The organism is Bacillus cereus group sp. MYBK101-2 (assembly GCF_051918845.1).
GTDB classification, from domain to species: Bacteria; Bacillota; Bacilli; order Bacillales; family Bacillaceae_G; genus Bacillus_A; species Bacillus_A paranthracis.
In genome coordinates, this window is sequence record NZ_JBQAIE010000005.1 from 229,355 (window position 1) to 245,989 (window position 16,635).

Here is a 16,635-nt window from a genome sequence, read left to right on the forward strand (position 1 = left end):
ATAAATTTTCTCCTTAGCTACTCTTCGAATAATCTATGGCTTTTATATTTAGGTGATAATTATTTTGCTGTGTATGATAGATTAAGATTCTTACTTTTTATAATGGAATTATATTATCTATAGAGTTGTCCTGCTTAGCTAATTCTTTATTCCTATAATCTATTAATTTATGATTAGATAAAATAAAATTATGCTCTAATATGAATTCATTGTGGAGCACTTCAACTAAAAATTTAGGTATCATCTCTCCTACGCCGTAATTATAATCACTAAGAATCCAAGAAATCTCTTTCCAATCTAGAATTCCTTCTGAGACTTTTTTTGGAGTGTGATATATAAATTCATGAAGTAACTCTACTAGATAAACATACATTCCGCCAGAATATGAAGAATCCTCCCATTTAATGATGCCTTTAAATTGAATTTGATCATGCGTAACTTTTATATTAGTCTCTTCTTTTATTTCACGAATTGCATTTTCTAAAGGTGTTTCTCCCTTTTCTATCTTTCCTCCTACACCATTCCATAACCCTTTTACAGGGTCATATTTTCTATTTAGCATAAGTATCTCTTCATTTCTTTTTATGAAACATAAAGTGTGCTTGTACATAATTTGATTCCTTCCTCCGTTTTTAATAAGCTCTTACTGGAGATATAAGATGGATTGCTGCAGAGTGTGTCCCTGCTTCAACTAATATCGGTCTCATAGAACCGCTGAAACTTAAAGTAACCGTTTCTTCTTTTATTGCCCTTAAAGCATCCAACATAAATCGTCCATCGAAAGATATATTTAATTGTTTTTTACCTTGAATTACATCTATCTGTTGAGTCTCAGATATTTTTCCAATCTGAGAAGCATTAGAAGAAACTTTAATTGTAGATTCATTTACAATTTCTAAGTTAACATTGTTATTTGCCCGTTCACTTGCTAATAAGCTTGATCGATCTCCCCCTTGTAACATTCTTTGTCTATCTATGTTAATGACTGTTTGAAATTCATTTGGAATTAAACTAGATATATTAGGATATTTCCCTTCAATTAATCTTGAATATAATGTAGTTGTACCGAATGTAAAAATAATGTGGCTTTCTGATAGATAAATAGAAACGAATTCTAAATTGCTGTTCATTAATTTTAAAAGTTCATTAATGGTTGCACTTGGTACAATACAATTCGCTTTCACATTAGTAGAAATTAATGTTTCACGTATAGCTAGTCTATGAGAGTCAGTTGCAGCGCATATTAATTTGTTGTGGTCTAACTTGATATGTACTCCAGTAAGAACGGGTCTAGATTCATTTTTCGCTACTGCAAAGACTGTTTGTTTAAACGCATCAATCAATTGTTTTGTTTCTATTTGTATTTCTGCATGATCGTCTATTTGTGGTACGTTAGGAAATTCATTCGCTGGAAAGCCATTTAAGTTTAATGTGATTTCTCCTGATTGTATGGTAATTGTTTGCTCATTCTTACTTTTTATTACTATATCGCTTGGCATTTTCTTTATAATTTCAATGAAGTATTTTGCAGGTACAACAATTGTTCCTACTTTTAAAATAGTCGTAATTTGTTCGTCATCTATGGAACTAGGGATAAATTTTTTGATGAAAATATTTGAATTACTTGCGATTAAAGTAATTCCAGATTGATCTGCAGTTATTTTTATACCGGATAGTATAGGAATTACAGCTTTCGTAGATATTGCTTTACTTACTTCTGAAAGTGCTTGAGTAAACTGTTTATGATTGACGATAAACTCCATTTTTTCCCCGCCTTACATGAAATGATAATTTTATGAAGATTGATGAATGATTGTTCCATTAAAAAAGTAAGGTACTGTTTCTTTCCTTTGTAATGTATTTAATAAGTGTACTGGTATACGTAAATGCGGTGCTGCTCTATGTAATTCCATCCAAGTAATCTCTTCAATTTCTTTTGGCCTTGTTATATTTGTTTCCCCGCCAATTATTTCACCTAAAAAATTAAAGAATATTGCATGGTGTCCTCTCTCCTCGAAAAAAGCTTCGCTAATGTAACAAATACCGTTTACAGTTATATGTAGACCGGTTTCTTCTTTCACTTCCCGAATGACTGCCTCTTCTAACGTTTCTCCCAATTTAACCGCGCCACCTGGTAGTGTGTAATAAGAACCATTCTTCCCTTTGTTTTTAACCATTAAGATCTTTTCGTTTGTTTTATCGTATAAAAGTGCATATGTAACATTTACTTTCTTCATCTAAGTCCACCTCTAATAATGGGAATTTTCTATCTTTGTTACATTCTACCATTTAATCGTTTTAAAATATAAAAAAATTAATAGAGTATTTCATTTATCTATCCTTAGTAAAGGTAATAATTGATCCCCCTTCATTTCTAAATAAAAAGAACGTATTTTGAAAGTAATTATTCAACGTACGCTCTTTATGGTTTGATTGATTTTGGGATTCTATATATTTTCTAACCTTTTTTCCAAATAGTATCGATTATGCCCTTTAGGGTGATCTTCACTTACTCCAATTACTTTATACCCATGTTTTTTATAAAAAGCAGGTGCCTGAAAGCTAAAAGTATCTAAATTGATTAGGCTACACTCTTTTTCAATTGCAAATTCTTCAATAAGTTTTATTAACTTGGTTCCATAACCTTCGTGTCTATATTCTTCAGAAACCCACAGAAAATCAACATGTACGTGATGCCAAAATGTAATTGCAGTTATTCCACCTACTATTTCTTCATCTTCATTTTTCACTATAAAACTAATTTTTTCTGAAGGCTTTTTCTCTTCATCTGAAATATGTTTTTGATTATATTCAATTACTTTTTCTCTTATGTAATCACTATCTTCTTGGACCCATTGTTTTACTATTTTCATTGTAATCATCACGCTCCTTTTAAAGTATCTATTCAATTTAATAATCGTAATATCCTGTCTAACTTAATAGTCGTAGTGCACTGTTTCATTTCACTAAAATTGTAAAAAGCCGTACTACATTTTATTTGTAGTACGGCTTTTTACCGCGTTTGATTCTTTTTAATTAAAACTTCCGTTAGTTTGAACGTATTAGTAAAATAATTCTATTGTATTACTGCGAAAAAGAATGAACATTCCTAAACCAATTAGAACGATTGGAACGATATTATGAGGACTCTTTTTAAAATTAAGCTACTTTCCGATATAAATGTTGTGTTTCTTTTTTCTTCTCTGCTTTAGGTGGACGAATTAATATCGAAATGATGAAGGAAATAACGCTTAAAACACCGATTATAATGAAGGTCGGTCGAAATCCACCAAGTAACGCTCCAATGAACGCTCCTGCAAGTGCACCAAACCCGAAACCTTGATATACAATCCCGTAATTTGTACTATGGTTTTTTAATCCGAAGAAATCCCCGACAATTGCTGGGAATATAGTGATATTACCACCGAAACAAAAGGCGACACTTGCTACACAAGTAAAATAAATTCCATAATTTAGAGGAATGTAACTTAAAGTAAAGACTGACAATCCAATAATAATAAACGTTGCAGAAACGATTTTCATGCGGCCAATTTTATCTGATAACGTTCCAAGAACAATACGACCTACTGTATTAAAAATTGCAATCATTGCAACGGCGTTAGCAGCAGTTGCTGCACTAAGTCCAACGAGTTGTACCCCAATATCTTTTACCATACCGATTAAATACAGACCACCCATACACGACGTAAATAGCATAAAAAACAAAAGATATACTTGTTTCGTTCTCATCATTTCACGCGGAGTATAGTCATTGTGTAATGTTTCAGTTACAGCATTACTTACAATTGCCTCACGTAAGAAGAACGATCCGATTAATACTAAAAGCAAAACGATAATGCCCCAATATAAAAAGGCTTGTGATACACCAAGGCTGTCGATAAGATTTCCGTTTATATATCTAAAGATTAAGCTGCCCATTCCATATGCTGATACAGATATACCTGAAATAAGCCCTTTCCGATTCGGAAACCATTTAATTAAATTAGATAGTGATGTAATATAAGCAGTCCCATCTGCATAACCAACTACGACTCCGGCTAATAAATATAGTAATGGTAAGGAAGAAACTTGCGAACTAAGTATTAAACCGAGTCCCAGCACAATCCCTGCAGTAGCGATAAGTTTTCGAAGCCCTAATTTTTGCTGTAACTTTCCTGCAAATAATGTTGAAAATGATAAAGAGAAGCTTGTAATGGAGAAAGTTATAGCAACTGAATTAAGGTTCCATCCAAACTTACTGACAAGGGGCTGATTAAATAAACTCCATGTATAAATTGTTCCAAGGCCAATTTGAACAATGATTGTACCTAGAACAATTAGTAACGGATTTGTAGAAGTTTGTTTCATACTAACTGTCCCCTTCTTTTATCGTGACATGAAGTTTCACAGTTAGTATAACCATCATAAAAAGCAAGATACTGCATGAAAAATGGAAATTGAATTCATGTACACAAAAAGACACTCCATTATGAAGTGTCTTTCTGCAGGTTATATTAGATTTACTTAAAGAAAGCTTTGTTAAGATAAGACATTTTCAAATGCTTATGTATATAGAGTACCAAAATTTTTCAATCATGTGATGGGACTTAAGATGTATTTTTGATTCATCATATGGTCGGATAAACGAAAAATTAATATTCAATTTCATCAAAATCTTTCGGCTGCGGTACCGTTTGCATATTAGCTGCATCTTTTGGATCGCTATAGATCGCATTTTGCTCTGTATTTACATCTTTTATATTTTGCTTTTTATTTTTGTTCACTTTATCTTTCACTTTCAATCACTCCTTTTTGTTATAGGAGTAATTATGCCCTATTACCGTTACGAAATGTATCAGCGACTAAATTACTAAATTCACGTAAATAATATAAATAATTATCACCGCCGTAGTTGTATCTTTTATTATACATTTTCGCAACAACTACATTATATTCAGGTATTACTAATATAGTTGGTCCCGTAATTCCTAATATTTGATACGAGCCTTTTGGTACACGTTCACCTAGTTCACTTAATTGTGCAGGTTCATTTTGAACGAACCAAAACAAGCCATTTTGCGGTAGCTCTTTATTTGCATATGTTGGACTCTGTAAATTCGTAGCGATTTTTATAACTTCTTTTGGAACAATTTGTTTATCATCTATCATACCTTGATTTAAATGAAGATTGCCCCACTGCGCAAATTCTTTAGCTGAGACAAATAGATTTTTTTCAGTACCGTCATCTACTGTACCAATTTCACTAATCGCGTCTTCATTTGGATTATTAACAACGTCAACTAAATTTTCATCTTGCTGTATTCTCCATCCTGTTTCTTGGAAATTAGCAGGTTTAAACACACGCTCTTTTAACAATTCAGGAAAACTTTTGTTATATAGCTGATAAATAAGACGTGTCATCATTCTTACATTAATATCTCTATACGCCCATCCTTGCCCCGGTTCAAATTCACGAAAAATTGTCCCGTCATTCGTTTCTTCTAATCCGTGCGAATGTGTTACTAAATGTTTTATCGTTGTTTTACCGAGCAATACAGGATCAAAGTCTTTAAAATATTTTACCGCTTCATCATCAATAGAGTTTATTTTCCCCTCGTAAAGTGCATACGCTATCATTAATCCTAAATAACTTTTTCTAGCAGAAGCAACGTTAAATTGTGAAGATGCTGTTACTCTCTTGTTTGTAGATGTATTTGAGTGATAACCACTATAATACTCTAGTACGATTTTATTATCTTTTATAATACAAAGTGCTGCTGCAGAGCTATGGTTTTGTTCTTTTATATTCTCTACCCAAGAAATCAACTTATCATATGTATACAAATAAATCCCCCTTAATACACATAAAAACTACAGCTTGAAAGAAAAGTGCAAAATAGTTTTCACACCTTTCCTTCAAGCAAAATATCTTTGATGTTCTATACTTAAATGATCCACCAGTTCCAGCAGTTAAAACAACCGAAACATCCAGCGCATCCTATGCATCCGCCGCAACGACCTGCACAACCACCACATCTGCCGCCACATCCGCCACAGCGTCCACCACAACCTCCGCATCCACCGCAACGACGTGCATCGTCTTGAATGTAGTAGTATGGATATTGATTTTGTTGTTGATCCCAATACACAACATTACCAGTTTGATAATCATTAAGGTTCAATGATTGTAATTCTTGTTGAAACTGATTCATTATGAAACCCTCCATTTATAAATGTAAATTCCGCTCAAATATGAAAAGTAATATATTTTTGCAACCAAAGTAGAAACAAGGCTATAGACTAAATGCGTACATCAACAAAATATGAAATTACTCTAGGTGATGTACCTTGTTTTTTAGCCTATTTTCTTACTTTCCTTTTGGCAGACGGATTTACTATTGATAGAGGCGTTTAAAAATTGCTAATCCAACAGTTTAATAGTTCATCACTTAACTTTCTTTCTAGTAACTCTTTAACTGAAGGTGCGGGCATGATTTTATACGTATGTAAAGCTTCTTGATTATAATCTATCCAGTGAAACGCTAAATGGGATTCTTTAGATTTTGGTATGAAATCAATGTGTAACTCTTGTGAATCTATTTCAAAAATGTGGTTAATTTCATGATGAAGAACTTCTCGGCCTTCCCATTTGTTTTCTATTACGCCTAAAAATTGTTTTATACTACATTTAACTCCGAGTTCTTCTCGCAATTCTCTTATTAATGCATTCTCAGCAGATTCGCCAACTTCAACGTGACCACCTGGTAAAAAATAATGATGGCCGATATATTCTGCCACTAACAATTTTTTATCCTTTACCATAACAGCTCGAACAATATGATGAAATTTATTTTCCAATTGTTATTCCTCCCATTCATTTACTGTATATTTGATTAAAATATTCATTTAATATCGGGATAATATAAATCATAGGTGTTTCATACGGATGAATTTTATTGATAACTTCAAGAGCATTTTTTACAAGTTCTCGTTTACACTTTATTTCAATTTTACATTCTTGTCCTTCGCATATTTGACCAATTTCTCCGTTAAAAGGTGCTGCATCGTCTAATGGTCTCCAGTATCCTTTCACGGAACTATAGGAAAGACAATGGTCATATTTTCCTGTTTTACAAGCACCAATTTTATTTAACTCATTCCTCAACATTTCAATGTATTCTTCAGGGGTGAATACTTCAATTTTCACTTCAGTAAATTGCATAATTCATTTCACCCCTTTACTACATCATAGTTAAACGAATAAACGATATACTTGCTCACCATCATAATCATGTCCCAATGATTGAAAACCGTAACTTTCATATAGTTTCTTTGCAGAGATATTATCTTTATGTACTGTTAATCTAATTTCTTTACACGCCTTAAACGTATTTTTTATTAAATAGATACTTTCCTGTAAGGCCGCTTTTCCGTAGCCATTCCCTTGCTGATTTTGATCGATAATAAATCCATTTATCCAATACATATCAGTTGTTTCTTTTACAACAGCATGCATAACAAAACCAACCATTAGATCGCCGTTGTATATCGCAAATGGTATATATTCTACATTATCACCATCTGGTTTTATATATACCTTAGCAAGTGAAACTGCTACAGATGGAACAAATTTCGTCTGATTATCTTTAACTTGCAGCTTTAAAGCATCTTCCCAATTCTCTCTCGTAACAACCTTTAACTGGATATTCAATATGGTAAGCTCCTTTATAAAAAGAATGTATTTATATATTCAACGCAGTAAAATAATTCCCTGTTTCTTAATTTTAAGAAATGTGTTGAATTATCACTTCTAAAAAATCTATCCAGTTATATCGCTGTACATTTCACTTCGAGTATCTTTCTTTAATGATACATGCGCTATTAAAACTCCAAGTATAGTAATTACTCCACCAACTACCGAAATAAAAGTAGGTACTTCACCTAACCATACCCAAGCTATAAAACACGCAATTACTGGCGTTAAATATAAAGAACTTGTTGCCTCGGAAGCGCCAGTATGAGATATAATATAGGCCAATGCAATATACGGGAGTACTGTTGGGAATAAACCTAAATATATAACGCTCAAATTCACTTCAAGAGGAGCTACTAGTATTTCTTGATACATTCCTGGTAAGAAAATAAGCATACATACCGTACTAGATAAAATTGTATATATGGTAAATGGTAAGAAGCCGTACTTTTTTAAGTAAGATGTTTGAAAAACGAAAAATAGGCTTTCTGAAACGGCTGCTAATAATATAAATAATCCCCCGCTATTAAATTGAATAGAACCCCCTTGACTAAATGATATGAAAGCAATTCCTATAAAGCTAATTACACCACCGATCCATCCATTTAATTTCATTTTTTCATTCAAAAAAACAAAAGCAAGAATTGCCGTTACTATAGGTGTGACGGAAACGATTAAACTTGCCGATCCAGCATTTACTGTTTTTTCACCATAGTTTAGTGCAATGTGATAAAAAGTAAATCCTAAAGCACCAAATAAAAAAATCGCTGGAATATCTTTTAGATCAGGTAATCGTAGTTTGTATATAAACGAAAACAAAAGAAGTATGAATGAAGCAATTAACAAACGAAGTAAAGTAAGATGTTCAGGTGTGTAAGATTCAAGACCCATACGAATTGCCGGAAAGGCCGTTCCCCAAATTAAAATTGTAAAAGAATGAGCACATATAATTCGATAATCCCATTTTTTATAATTCATGTTTTCTCTCCCCCTTCAAACCAACCACTTTATAATTACCAATTATTTCTTTTCATCATATTTAATAGTTGATACAATGTCTTCAACCAGTTTATTATCGTAAAAACCAACCACTTGGTATTTTTCAAGTGAACGAAGGAGTTTTTTGATGACAACTAGTAAAAAACTGCCTAAGTATCGGCAAATAGTAGATTATATGAAAGAAAAAATTGAAAATGGAGAATGGCCAATTGGAAGTAAGACCCCTAGTCAAAGGCAGTTAGCGAAATTATTTCAAGTAAATCGTAGTACTGTAATAACTGCACTAGATGAACTTATGGCTGATGGATTGATTCAAGGGAAAATTGGAGCAGGAACAATTGTAACGAATAATACATGGTCACTATTAGCGACGAATCCCCCGCCCGATTGGAGTGAATATGTAAAAGCCGGTATTCATAAACCAAGCAAGTTAATGGTACGAGAAATAAATGAAGCAGAAGCAAATAACAAACTTATCCATCTTAGTAAAGGCGAACTTGCTCCTCATCTTTTTCCGCTAGAAACGATGCAGTCCATTATGAAAAAAGTAAGTGAGGAATTAGATTATTTTGGATATGAGGAACAAAAAGGGTTTTATCCGTTACGTAAAGCAATAAGTAAATACGTAAAATCATTTGGAATACATGCATCACCGAGTTCTATATTAATCGTCTCGGGTGCATTACAAGCATTACAATTAATATCAATTGGTCTTTTACATAGAGAGTCCACCGTTTTACTTGAACAACCTTCTTACTTATATTCGCTTCATGTATTTCAATCAGCAAATATAAATTTATCTGGTATAGCTATGGATTATCACGGTGTTTTACCTAACGAATTATTAAAACGCATTAAATATAGTAAAAAGAAAAACATTTTATATTCTATCCCTAGTTTTCAAAACCCAACTGGGATATTAATGTCTCAAGAACGAAGAAAAGAAATAATAAAAATATGTGAAAAGGAACAGTTACCTATTATTGAAGATGATATTTACCGCGAGTTATGGATTGATGAACCACCTCCAGCTCCTTTAAAGTCGATAGATAAACATGGACATGTATTATATATTGGGAGCCTATCTAAAACACTTAGCCCAGGACTTAGAATTGGGTGGATTATTGGACCTGAACCAGTTATTGAAAGATTGTCAGATATAAAAATGCAAACAGACTATGGATCAAGCTCTTTATCCCAAAGAGTTGCTGCTGAATGGATAAAAAAAGGTTTTTATGAAGAACATGTAGCAAATGTAAGAATTCAATTAAAAGAACGAAGACAAATCATGATACAAGCTTTACATAAGTATTGTGCAGATATTGCCACCTGGGATATACCTAGTGGTGGAGTTTTTATATGGCTAAAGGTAATACCTAGCATTCCGATGAAGAAATTATTTTCAGAGGCGCTATCAAAAGGAGTTCTTTTAAACCCGGGACGTATCTATGAAGAAGAATCAGATCGATACATTCGTTTATCATACGGATATGCTTCTCCAGAGCAAATGACTAACGGGGTTAAATTACTGAGTGAATTAATTCGTAAGCTAACGGCATAACAAAAACTCCTCTTTTTCTATAGAGGAGTTTTTGTGTATTTTATTTACCACAACCGCATTTCCTGCCCCAACACAATAAGTCCTTCATAAGGATCCCCGTCAATGTTTAATACTTGAGCAAAAGCAGGTTCTGTTTTTAAACCGTTCTCTTTTAAGAGAAGAATTTCTTCCCTTATATGAGGATGCTGCATTAATAACATGTGCTCTACTATCATATGTCTATATGCATTTTGGTTACGAACTGGCTTAGGCTGAGCAAATAATTCAAATTCAAAACCTTCAAATTTAAAATTTACCTTTATCGATTCAGTATTTTTAATTTTTTTCTTTTTTATTTTGAACCCTTCATAAGAACCATATAAAGATCTCATTTCTTGTTCAAAAACATCAAAGTTATGTACTTCCATTACTATATCTAAGTCAGATTGAAGCGTATCAATTCTTATAGGGATTGTCCCACAAAGTACGGGACTATACAAAGCTAAATCCTCCATTATATTTAGTTTGTTCAAAACATTATACACTTTTTGTTGCTTTTCATTCCCTGATTGTAAATATGTAATAGATGTAAACATGGAAGTCTCTCCTTCATTTCACGTAATACGTATCTCACTAAATGCAAGAAAAATTTGTCCGTTTAAACTTGTTCTTGGAGTACCTTTATTTCAATATATTAAAGTGAACAAACAATATGTTTCAACTTTTCTCCTATGCTGCAATACTATAAAAATAAAAAGGGAGGAATTATGATGAGCATTTTTAACATTCTTTTAACCATCCACATATTATTCGGAACAATATGCTTAATTACCGGTATTGTAGCGATGGTTGCTCAAAAGAAGAAAGGAAAACATACGGAATGGGGTGAAATATATCATGCATCCTATGTTGTGATCACCCTTACTGCAATTATACTATCCATTATAAACTGGGATAAAATCGCATATTTATTTTATGTAGCAATTTTCTCTTATTCATTTGCGATTTATGGCTACCTTGCACGAAAAAAACGTTGGAAAAATTGGCTTCATCACCATATTAGAGGTATGTTAGGTTCTTATATTGGTGCCGTTACCGCGTTATTAGTAAACATCGGTATTCATATTCCAATTATTAATTTATTGCCGCCTATATGGTTTTGGTTTTTACCTACATTAATCGGTATTCCTCTCGTAGCCAGTGTATCAAAAAAATATAAAAAGCGTAGTTAAAATTCATTACATTTTCGTTACTTTCTGATGATTATTATAAAAAATTATACTCAATGTAATATTTTATTAATAAATTCAAAATTGTACTGCTTTAAGTTAGTCACTTACAGCTAAATAAAAAGAATCCAATACTTTTATTGGATTCTTTTTCGGATTTCATTTCAATGTCGGCTCTATATATTCAATGATATTACCATCTGGATGACGAACTATCATTTTTATACCTGTGGGTACTTGTATTCGTTCAGTAATCATTACGCCGTTATAGTTTAAGATTAGTTTTCTTACTTCGTTGAGATCATCAATTATAATCGTTGCAGCAACATGATTCTTAATTGTTTCATTTAATTCTTCAATTAAAAGTAAATTTGTAAATCTAATCACATGCGTTCCATTCATTTGAAATTCATGTGGTGTTTCTTGTTCCAATAGTATTTTGTAAAATTCTAGATGAGTTTGTAAGTCTGAAACATAGAGGCGTGGAACAACAGCTAATATATTCATCCTACTTACACTCCTCTTTAGTTTAAATAGATTAATTTAATTATATATTACTCGGAAACCTCTATAAACTATTACATTAAAAATAATATCTTTAATTAAGACTTTAATAATGAATATAATCGATCCGGATAATTCGTAAACATCCCGTCAACGCCCCATAAAATTAGCTTTTTCATGTCTGTTTCATTATCTACAGTAAATGGATGAACTTCTAATCCATGTTTCTTTATTTTCTTTACATAAGCTGCATCAATATATTTGTAGTTCATACCAAGACCAATGCAGTATGTTTTATACTTTTTTATCTCTGATTCAGTTAATTGAACTACCTTTTTGTAGGATAATAATTGTACTAGAGGTATATTAACATTTAAACTATGAACCTTTTGCAGACTTTCTTCACTAAATGATTGAATAATAACTTTATCCGGTATTTCATAGTGATTGATAATTTCTAATAACTTTTCTTCCATTCCTGGATATTCATCAGGTGATTTGGTTTCAATATAATAGTTCGCGTCATGCCCAAACACTTCAATTACTTCTTCTAGTGTTGGAACTTTAGCATTTTCATATTCTTTCTTTGCTAAAGTTGGATGTTTTTCATTAAAAAAAGAACCTGCATTTAATCTCTTTAATTCTTCTAATGTATGTTCCTTAACTAGCCCTGTACCGTTTGTAGTACGATTTACTGTTTCATCATGCATAGCTACTAAATGTCCATCTTTTGTCATTTGAAGATCTATTTCTATATAATCGCCTTTTAATTGTTGTCCCAATTTATACGCAACAATTGTATGTTCCGGTGCATACGCCGAAGCCCCTCTATGTGCAATGTTTTTTATATAATTCGATTGATTAATAGCTTTTGTGTACTTAAGTTCATTTACTTTATGAAAAACAAAAGTACATGTACAAATGATTGTAACGATATATATCTTTTTCATAATGATGTATTAACCCCTACATGAAAGCAATTTGGCTTGGATAATTTATTCAAATAAATGTCGATTTTCAAATACCGTCATTTGTCCAACAGATTGAAAACCAGCCTTTTTATAAATAGTAATCCCATCAGGTGAAGCTTGTAATACGCATTGAGCAACGTTTAATTCCTTTGCTTCTTGCAGCAAGTAATGAAACATAGTAGAGCCAAATCCTTTTCCTCTCATTTCTTCTTTCGTTGCTATATCATAAATACCAATACTATCTTTTGTACATACTAATGAACCAACCGATATGACTTCATCTTTATAAAGTCCTAAGTACAGGTTCATATTCCCACTATTCCATAAGTCGAAAGAAGCAGTTTGATTGTAGAATGCTTGTACATGTATACCTTCCTCTGATGAACCAAACAAATTAGCTAACGTTTCTCCAAACTTTTTAATTTGTTCTGGTGAAGATGCTTTTTGTATTGTAAAACCTTCTGGCATGTTTATTGTCGGATGAATTGTATTTAATTCTGCGACCATTGCAATATTTTGTTCTGCTTCTTTTAAGTCCAGTTTTATTAATTCGCTTTTTATAGTCTGCTCGTACCTATCATCCCAAAACCAAACACTCATTGGAAATTTCTTTTGATTATAGTTGTTTACCTCTTTATATAATTTCTCGATCCCTTCTGTTACATTATTGTTTAGTAAAGTAATGATATTAAATGTATCTGCAGGTAAACCACAGTCGACAGCAATGTAATCCTTCGTTTCTTTCACATTCATTCCCTGTGCCTGCCGCGCAATATATGAAGTTTTATATGTAAAATTATCTATTAGTAACTTTTTAAAATTCATTCATTTTGCCCCTTTCATAAAAATTCAAATTCGAATCTTTCAGTATTAAATATAACATATAAGAAATATACCTATTTCTATAAAAATATCTCTATAAATCACACTTTGTCTTCTAAAAGAATTAAATATGATATAACGTTGTCGGAATGAAAAAAGTGGTATATAATAAATATTAACATTACTAGTAATTATTTTAGGTATTCCTAGAATAAAGGAGCGATACATATGAAAATTACTATTTATTTCGGAAGTCATGAAGATCAAGATGTTCGTACAATGGACTGTCATTTAGATGTAGAAGATACGGAAGAGATCGTTTCTGTATCATAATATAAATAGTTGGGATGAACCCTCTTCCCTACAACGTTTAAGGCACCTTTTATAGGTGTCTTTTTTGTTGTTTTTTCGTCAAAAACCCTTTACTTTATAGCGTTTTAATAGTAAAATATAAATATACGAACAAACGTTCTTTTTTATTTTAATTGTACATGAAGGGATGATTTTTACAATGGCTCAAGCAAAGCGCAGAGGAAGAAAAAAGCAAACACCTATCATTTCAAATACAGGCTTTATCGGCTCTGTCTTTATTGATACATTGGAGTTACAAAAGAAATCCTATTATTTCGCTCGTAAAAAACTTCAAATTGTGCATCACGTACTAGATGGTCTCTCTGGAGCAACGAGTTCTCTATTTAAAGAACATAACATTTCAGCATATATGTCTTGTGTGTATTTACATAAACAAAAGAAAATCGGCTTTGTTCTTTCAACGAAGCCTTTTGAACAAAGTGACGGTGTTGCTTACTTTATAAATTATTTAATCGAAAAGAATTTTTACGGTAACGAGGAAGTAGAATATCAAGAAGTATATAATACAGGTTTTATTGGTGTAGTATTCGCTGATTTATGTAGTATAGATCGATTTAATTTCGAGTTTGAAATGGGTATGTTAACAAAATTAATGAAAGATATGATTATTCCGGTTAAAGAACTCTTTTTACGCCACAATGTACCGGCATACATTTCCACTTCTCATTTAGAGGAACAAAACAAATTAGGTTTCGTTCTATCTGTAAAACCATATGATGAACGTGCAGAAGCAGATTTATATTTTGAGGCGTATTTAAAAGAACGTGGGTTATTTATTGGTGATGAAGAAGATGATATTGATAAGATTGTGATAAGAAAAACAGCTGAATTACGATAGAAAAGCGCAGGATGATGATCCTGCGCTTTTTATAATTTATGAAACCGATTTACCAAATAAATTTTCGTTTTATAGTATTTGTTTTTCTTAGCTTGAAAGAAGTAGCAGTATCCATTCTAAAAATAATCTAAGAATCTATTAAGCACTATAATCTTTCGAATGAACCTCTAATATGAAACGATTTGATGAAACTTTAATTACTATTAAATATAAGAATCCCCCTACAATTGGAATGGTGTACGCTGGGATATAATTTAATAATAGACCGGATAGTGCCATTGCTATAGGGAGCATCATTTTACCTATACTTATTCCAATACTGAGAACCCTTCCCCTGTATTCATCGGGAATCTCATTTTGCATGAAATAAATTAAAGGAATATCAATTAGCGCTATAATAAACCCTAAAAAGATCATAACAAAACAATACGTAATAACGAATACTAAATCATTCACTTCAAAACTTTTGAATAAAACTGGAATTCCTAAAATAATCATAAAAACTGACAACATAGAACTTAGTTTTTTCAAAAGATAAGAGTAAGAAAAACGATCAGTTATCTTTTTTACTACAATTGCACCGATTATCATCCCTACTGGAAAAGTCCCTTGAATGATACCAAATTGCTTAGAACCAAGATTGAGTACTGTGTTAATAATATATGGCAATGGAACAGTTACAGCAAAGCCTAAGAAGAAATTAAACGAAATTAAAATATGAAACGTATTCTTTAAGCTTTCCTTTTCAAGTAAGTAAGAAAACCCCTCTTTTATATCTTTAATAAAATTAACTTCTCTTTTTGAATTTCGCTCATTTATATTGTACTCGAACAGTCTAAAATGAATAAATAGTAATGCTATCCCTGAAAGAATAAAAGAAATACCGTTTATAATTATAAAAGTTTTAATATTAAATATTGAAAAAACGATACCACCTAACATAGGGCCAAGAATTAAAGATACAGAATCGATAATTTTACTTATAGAATTAATACTCATAAGCCTCTCTTTAGAGACGATATTCGGTTTCGCAGCTTCTAACCCTATTCCAAAAAAGGTTGTAAATACCGTCATAAGAAAGGTTGTAGTATAAATGATGAATAAGTTTAATCCATAGTGGCTGCTTACTACATAAACAGTTATTAATGAGCAGCCACTAAGTAGATCCATACAAACGACGAGTTTCTTTTTATCAACTTTATCAGCAATGACACCAGCAAATGGATTCAAAACAATCATAGGAATTGTTCCTAAAATGAGCGTAATCGCGAAATTCAACGCAGATCCGGTGATTTGTAAAACATATAATCCTAATGCGAAACTATAAATAGAGCTACCGAGTATTGATACTGTTTTCCCAATGGAATAGAGACAAATATTTTTTAGTTCTTGGTTGCTTTTTTTATTTTCTATATGTAATCGTAAACTTCTCATCACTTTTCCCCCTGCCTAACTATATGTTACGTACATTGTAAGTTCTTGGGTCAACCCAATAGCAATATGTACAATTTGAAAAGTTTTAAGGGAAAATAAATAAAAGATAGGGTTAACCCCATCTTTATCAACTAAAGATTTTTGTCGTTCTCTATGTTGGTAAAAATAAATAA

Annotated in this window: 20 protein-coding genes and 1 pseudogene; 3 read left to right on the forward strand and 18 right to left on the reverse strand. The window is 31.9% G+C overall.

Annotated elements, in window-relative coordinates; genetic code table 11:
- Nucleotides 1-97: 97 nt before the first annotated feature.
- The 13 genes and pseudogenes from ACTFSI_RS13630 to ACTFSI_RS13690 form a co-directional block, all read right to left on the reverse strand.
- Nucleotides 98-610 (reverse strand): NUDIX hydrolase, encoded by a 513-nt coding sequence (locus ACTFSI_RS13630; RefSeq protein ID WP_138321924.1) that lies wholly within the window; start codon nucleotides 608-610, stop codon nucleotides 98-100.
- Nucleotides 611-632: 22 nt separating this feature from the next.
- On the reverse strand, nucleotides 633-1,763 hold the full coding sequence (gene dnaN / locus ACTFSI_RS13635; RefSeq protein WP_138321925.1) for a DNA polymerase III subunit beta: 1,131 nt from the start codon (nucleotides 1,761-1,763) through the stop codon (nucleotides 633-635).
- Nucleotides 1,764-1,793: 30 nt separating this feature from the next.
- The gene (locus ACTFSI_RS13640) at nucleotides 1,794-2,237 is read right to left on the reverse strand and encodes an NUDIX hydrolase (protein WP_138321926.1); all 444 of its coding nucleotides are present in this window, start codon (nucleotides 2,235-2,237) and stop codon (nucleotides 1,794-1,796) included.
- Nucleotides 2,238-2,447: 210 nt separating this feature from the next.
- Nucleotides 2,448-2,873, reverse strand: coding sequence for a GNAT family N-acetyltransferase (locus ACTFSI_RS13645; protein WP_038357105.1), 426 nt, complete (start codon nucleotides 2,871-2,873; stop codon nucleotides 2,448-2,450).
- Between the two features lie 189 nt (nucleotides 2,874-3,062).
- A pseudogene (locus tag ACTFSI_RS13650) lies at nucleotides 3,063-3,143 on the reverse strand (cadmium resistance transporter); the annotation flags it as partial.
- Nucleotides 3,144-3,159: 16 nt separating this feature from the next.
- Nucleotides 3,160-4,368, reverse strand: a complete 1,209-nt coding sequence (locus ACTFSI_RS13655) for an L-lactate MFS transporter (protein ID WP_138321927.1) — start codon at nucleotides 4,366-4,368, stop codon at nucleotides 3,160-3,162.
- 284 nt (nucleotides 4,369-4,652) lie between these two features.
- Complete coding sequence (locus ACTFSI_RS13660) at nucleotides 4,653-4,796, reverse strand: hypothetical protein (RefSeq protein ID WP_000653680.1); 144 nt, start codon at nucleotides 4,794-4,796, stop codon at nucleotides 4,653-4,655.
- Nucleotides 4,797-4,827: 31 nt separating this feature from the next.
- Nucleotides 4,828-5,844 (reverse strand): serine hydrolase domain-containing protein, encoded by a 1,017-nt coding sequence (locus ACTFSI_RS13665; protein WP_410560774.1) that lies wholly within the window; start codon nucleotides 5,842-5,844, stop codon nucleotides 4,828-4,830.
- Between the two features lie 101 nt (nucleotides 5,845-5,945).
- The gene (locus ACTFSI_RS13670) at nucleotides 5,946-6,212 is read right to left on the reverse strand and encodes a heterocycloanthracin/sonorensin family bacteriocin (RefSeq protein WP_001071384.1); all 267 of its coding nucleotides are present in this window, start codon (nucleotides 6,210-6,212) and stop codon (nucleotides 5,946-5,948) included.
- A 199-nt stretch (nucleotides 6,213-6,411) separates the two neighbouring features.
- Complete coding sequence (locus ACTFSI_RS13675) at nucleotides 6,412-6,858, reverse strand: NUDIX domain-containing protein (protein ID WP_044792260.1); 447 nt, start codon at nucleotides 6,856-6,858, stop codon at nucleotides 6,412-6,414.
- A 16-nt stretch (nucleotides 6,859-6,874) separates the two neighbouring features.
- Complete coding sequence (gene cutA, locus ACTFSI_RS13680) at nucleotides 6,875-7,222, reverse strand: divalent cation tolerance protein CutA (RefSeq protein WP_138321929.1); 348 nt, start codon at nucleotides 7,220-7,222, stop codon at nucleotides 6,875-6,877.
- A 30-nt stretch (nucleotides 7,223-7,252) separates the two neighbouring features.
- Nucleotides 7,253-7,711, reverse strand: a complete 459-nt coding sequence (locus tag ACTFSI_RS13685) for a GNAT family N-acetyltransferase (RefSeq protein ID WP_138321930.1) — start codon at nucleotides 7,709-7,711, stop codon at nucleotides 7,253-7,255.
- A gap of 108 nt (nucleotides 7,712-7,819) precedes the next feature.
- Nucleotides 7,820-8,731 carry a DMT family transporter gene (locus tag ACTFSI_RS13690; protein ID WP_044792263.1) on the reverse strand — a complete coding sequence of 304 codons (912 nt, stop codon included), beginning with the start codon at nucleotides 8,729-8,731 and terminating at the stop codon, nucleotides 7,820-7,822.
- A gap of 145 nt (nucleotides 8,732-8,876) precedes the next feature.
- On the opposite strand from ACTFSI_RS13690, the gene norG reads away from it, so the two are divergent.
- The gene (norG, locus tag ACTFSI_RS13695; protein WP_440045431.1) at nucleotides 8,877-10,313 is read left to right on the forward strand and encodes an efflux pump transcription regulator NorG; all 1,437 of its coding nucleotides are present in this window, start codon (nucleotides 8,877-8,879) and stop codon (nucleotides 10,311-10,313) included.
- 44 nt (nucleotides 10,314-10,357) lie between these two features.
- Here norG and ACTFSI_RS13700 read toward each other — a convergent pair whose 3' ends face one another.
- Nucleotides 10,358-10,888: a DUF4269 domain-containing protein gene (locus ACTFSI_RS13700; protein WP_000495203.1), complete on the reverse strand. Its 531-nt coding sequence runs from the start codon at nucleotides 10,886-10,888 to the stop codon at nucleotides 10,358-10,360.
- A gap of 174 nt (nucleotides 10,889-11,062) precedes the next feature.
- Here ACTFSI_RS13700 and ACTFSI_RS13705 point away from each other — a divergent pair, with 174 nt between their 5' ends.
- Nucleotides 11,063-11,524: a DUF2306 domain-containing protein gene (locus tag ACTFSI_RS13705; protein ID WP_000021743.1), complete on the forward strand. Its 462-nt coding sequence runs from the start codon at nucleotides 11,063-11,065 to the stop codon at nucleotides 11,522-11,524.
- A 156-nt stretch (nucleotides 11,525-11,680) separates the two neighbouring features.
- Here ACTFSI_RS13705 and ACTFSI_RS13710 read toward each other — a convergent pair whose 3' ends face one another.
- The 3 genes from ACTFSI_RS13710 to ACTFSI_RS13720 form a co-directional block, all read right to left on the reverse strand.
- Nucleotides 11,681-12,028 (reverse strand): VOC family protein, encoded by a 348-nt coding sequence (locus tag ACTFSI_RS13710; protein ID WP_001022861.1) that lies wholly within the window; start codon nucleotides 12,026-12,028, stop codon nucleotides 11,681-11,683.
- A 95-nt stretch (nucleotides 12,029-12,123) separates the two neighbouring features.
- Complete coding sequence (locus ACTFSI_RS13715; protein ID WP_440045432.1) at nucleotides 12,124-12,975, reverse strand: glycerophosphodiester phosphodiesterase; 852 nt, start codon at nucleotides 12,973-12,975, stop codon at nucleotides 12,124-12,126.
- A 45-nt stretch (nucleotides 12,976-13,020) separates the two neighbouring features.
- Nucleotides 13,021-13,821 (reverse strand): GNAT family N-acetyltransferase, encoded by an 801-nt coding sequence (locus ACTFSI_RS13720; RefSeq protein ID WP_001009624.1) that lies wholly within the window; start codon nucleotides 13,819-13,821, stop codon nucleotides 13,021-13,023.
- 508 nt (nucleotides 13,822-14,329) lie between these two features.
- On the opposite strand from ACTFSI_RS13720, the gene ACTFSI_RS13725 reads away from it, so the two are divergent.
- Entirely contained in the window at nucleotides 14,330-15,028 is a 699-nt protein-coding gene (locus ACTFSI_RS13725) for a hypothetical protein (RefSeq protein ID WP_000035797.1), read from the forward strand.
- A gap of 138 nt (nucleotides 15,029-15,166) precedes the next feature.
- On the opposite strand, the gene ACTFSI_RS13730 is transcribed toward ACTFSI_RS13725, so the two are convergent.
- Nucleotides 15,167-16,462: an MFS transporter gene (locus ACTFSI_RS13730; protein WP_001257236.1), complete on the reverse strand. Its 1,296-nt coding sequence runs from the start codon at nucleotides 16,460-16,462 to the stop codon at nucleotides 15,167-15,169.
- Nucleotides 16,463-16,635 lie beyond the last annotated feature (173 nt).

Coding starts and splice junctions, on each gene's coding strand:
- ACTFSI_RS13630 (WP_138321924.1), bottom strand. CDS start 610: ATGTACAAGCACACTTTATGTTTCATAAAAAGAAATGAAGAGATACTT.
- dnaN (WP_138321925.1), bottom strand. CDS start 1,763: ATGGAGTTTATCGTCAATCATAAACAGTTTACTCAAGCACTTTCAGAA.
- ACTFSI_RS13640 (WP_138321926.1), bottom strand. CDS start 2,237: ATGAAGAAAGTAAATGTTACATATGCACTTTTATACGATAAAACAAAC.
- ACTFSI_RS13645 (WP_038357105.1), bottom strand. CDS start 2,873: ATGAAAATAGTAAAACAATGGGTCCAAGAAGATAGTGATTACATAAGA.
- ACTFSI_RS13655 (WP_138321927.1), bottom strand. CDS start 4,368: ATGAAACAAACTTCTACAAATCCGTTACTAATTGTTCTAGGTACAATC.
- ACTFSI_RS13670 (WP_001071384.1), bottom strand. CDS start 6,212: ATGAATCAGTTTCAACAAGAATTACAATCATTGAACCTTAATGATTAT.
- cutA (WP_138321929.1), bottom strand. CDS start 7,222: ATGCAATTTACTGAAGTGAAAATTGAAGTATTCACCCCTGAAGAATAC.
- ACTFSI_RS13690 (WP_044792263.1), bottom strand. CDS start 8,731: ATGAATTATAAAAAATGGGATTATCGAATTATATGTGCTCATTCTTTT.
- ACTFSI_RS13700 (WP_000495203.1), bottom strand. CDS start 10,888: ATGTTTACATCTATTACATATTTACAATCAGGGAATGAAAAGCAACAA.
- ACTFSI_RS13705 (WP_000021743.1), top strand. CDS start 11,063: ATGAGCATTTTTAACATTCTTTTAACCATCCACATATTATTCGGAACA.
- ACTFSI_RS13710 (WP_001022861.1), bottom strand. CDS start 12,028: ATGAATATATTAGCTGTTGTTCCACGCCTCTATGTTTCAGACTTACAA.
- ACTFSI_RS13715 (WP_440045432.1), bottom strand. CDS start 12,975: ATGAAAAAGATATATATCGTTACAATCATTTGTACATGTACTTTTGTT.
- ACTFSI_RS13720 (WP_001009624.1), bottom strand. CDS start 13,821: ATGAATTTTAAAAAGTTACTAATAGATAATTTTACATATAAAACTTCA.
- ACTFSI_RS13725 (WP_000035797.1), top strand. CDS start 14,330: ATGGCTCAAGCAAAGCGCAGAGGAAGAAAAAAGCAAACACCTATCATT.
- ACTFSI_RS13730 (WP_001257236.1), bottom strand. CDS start 16,462: ATGAGAAGTTTACGATTACATATAGAAAATAAAAAAAGCAACCAAGAA.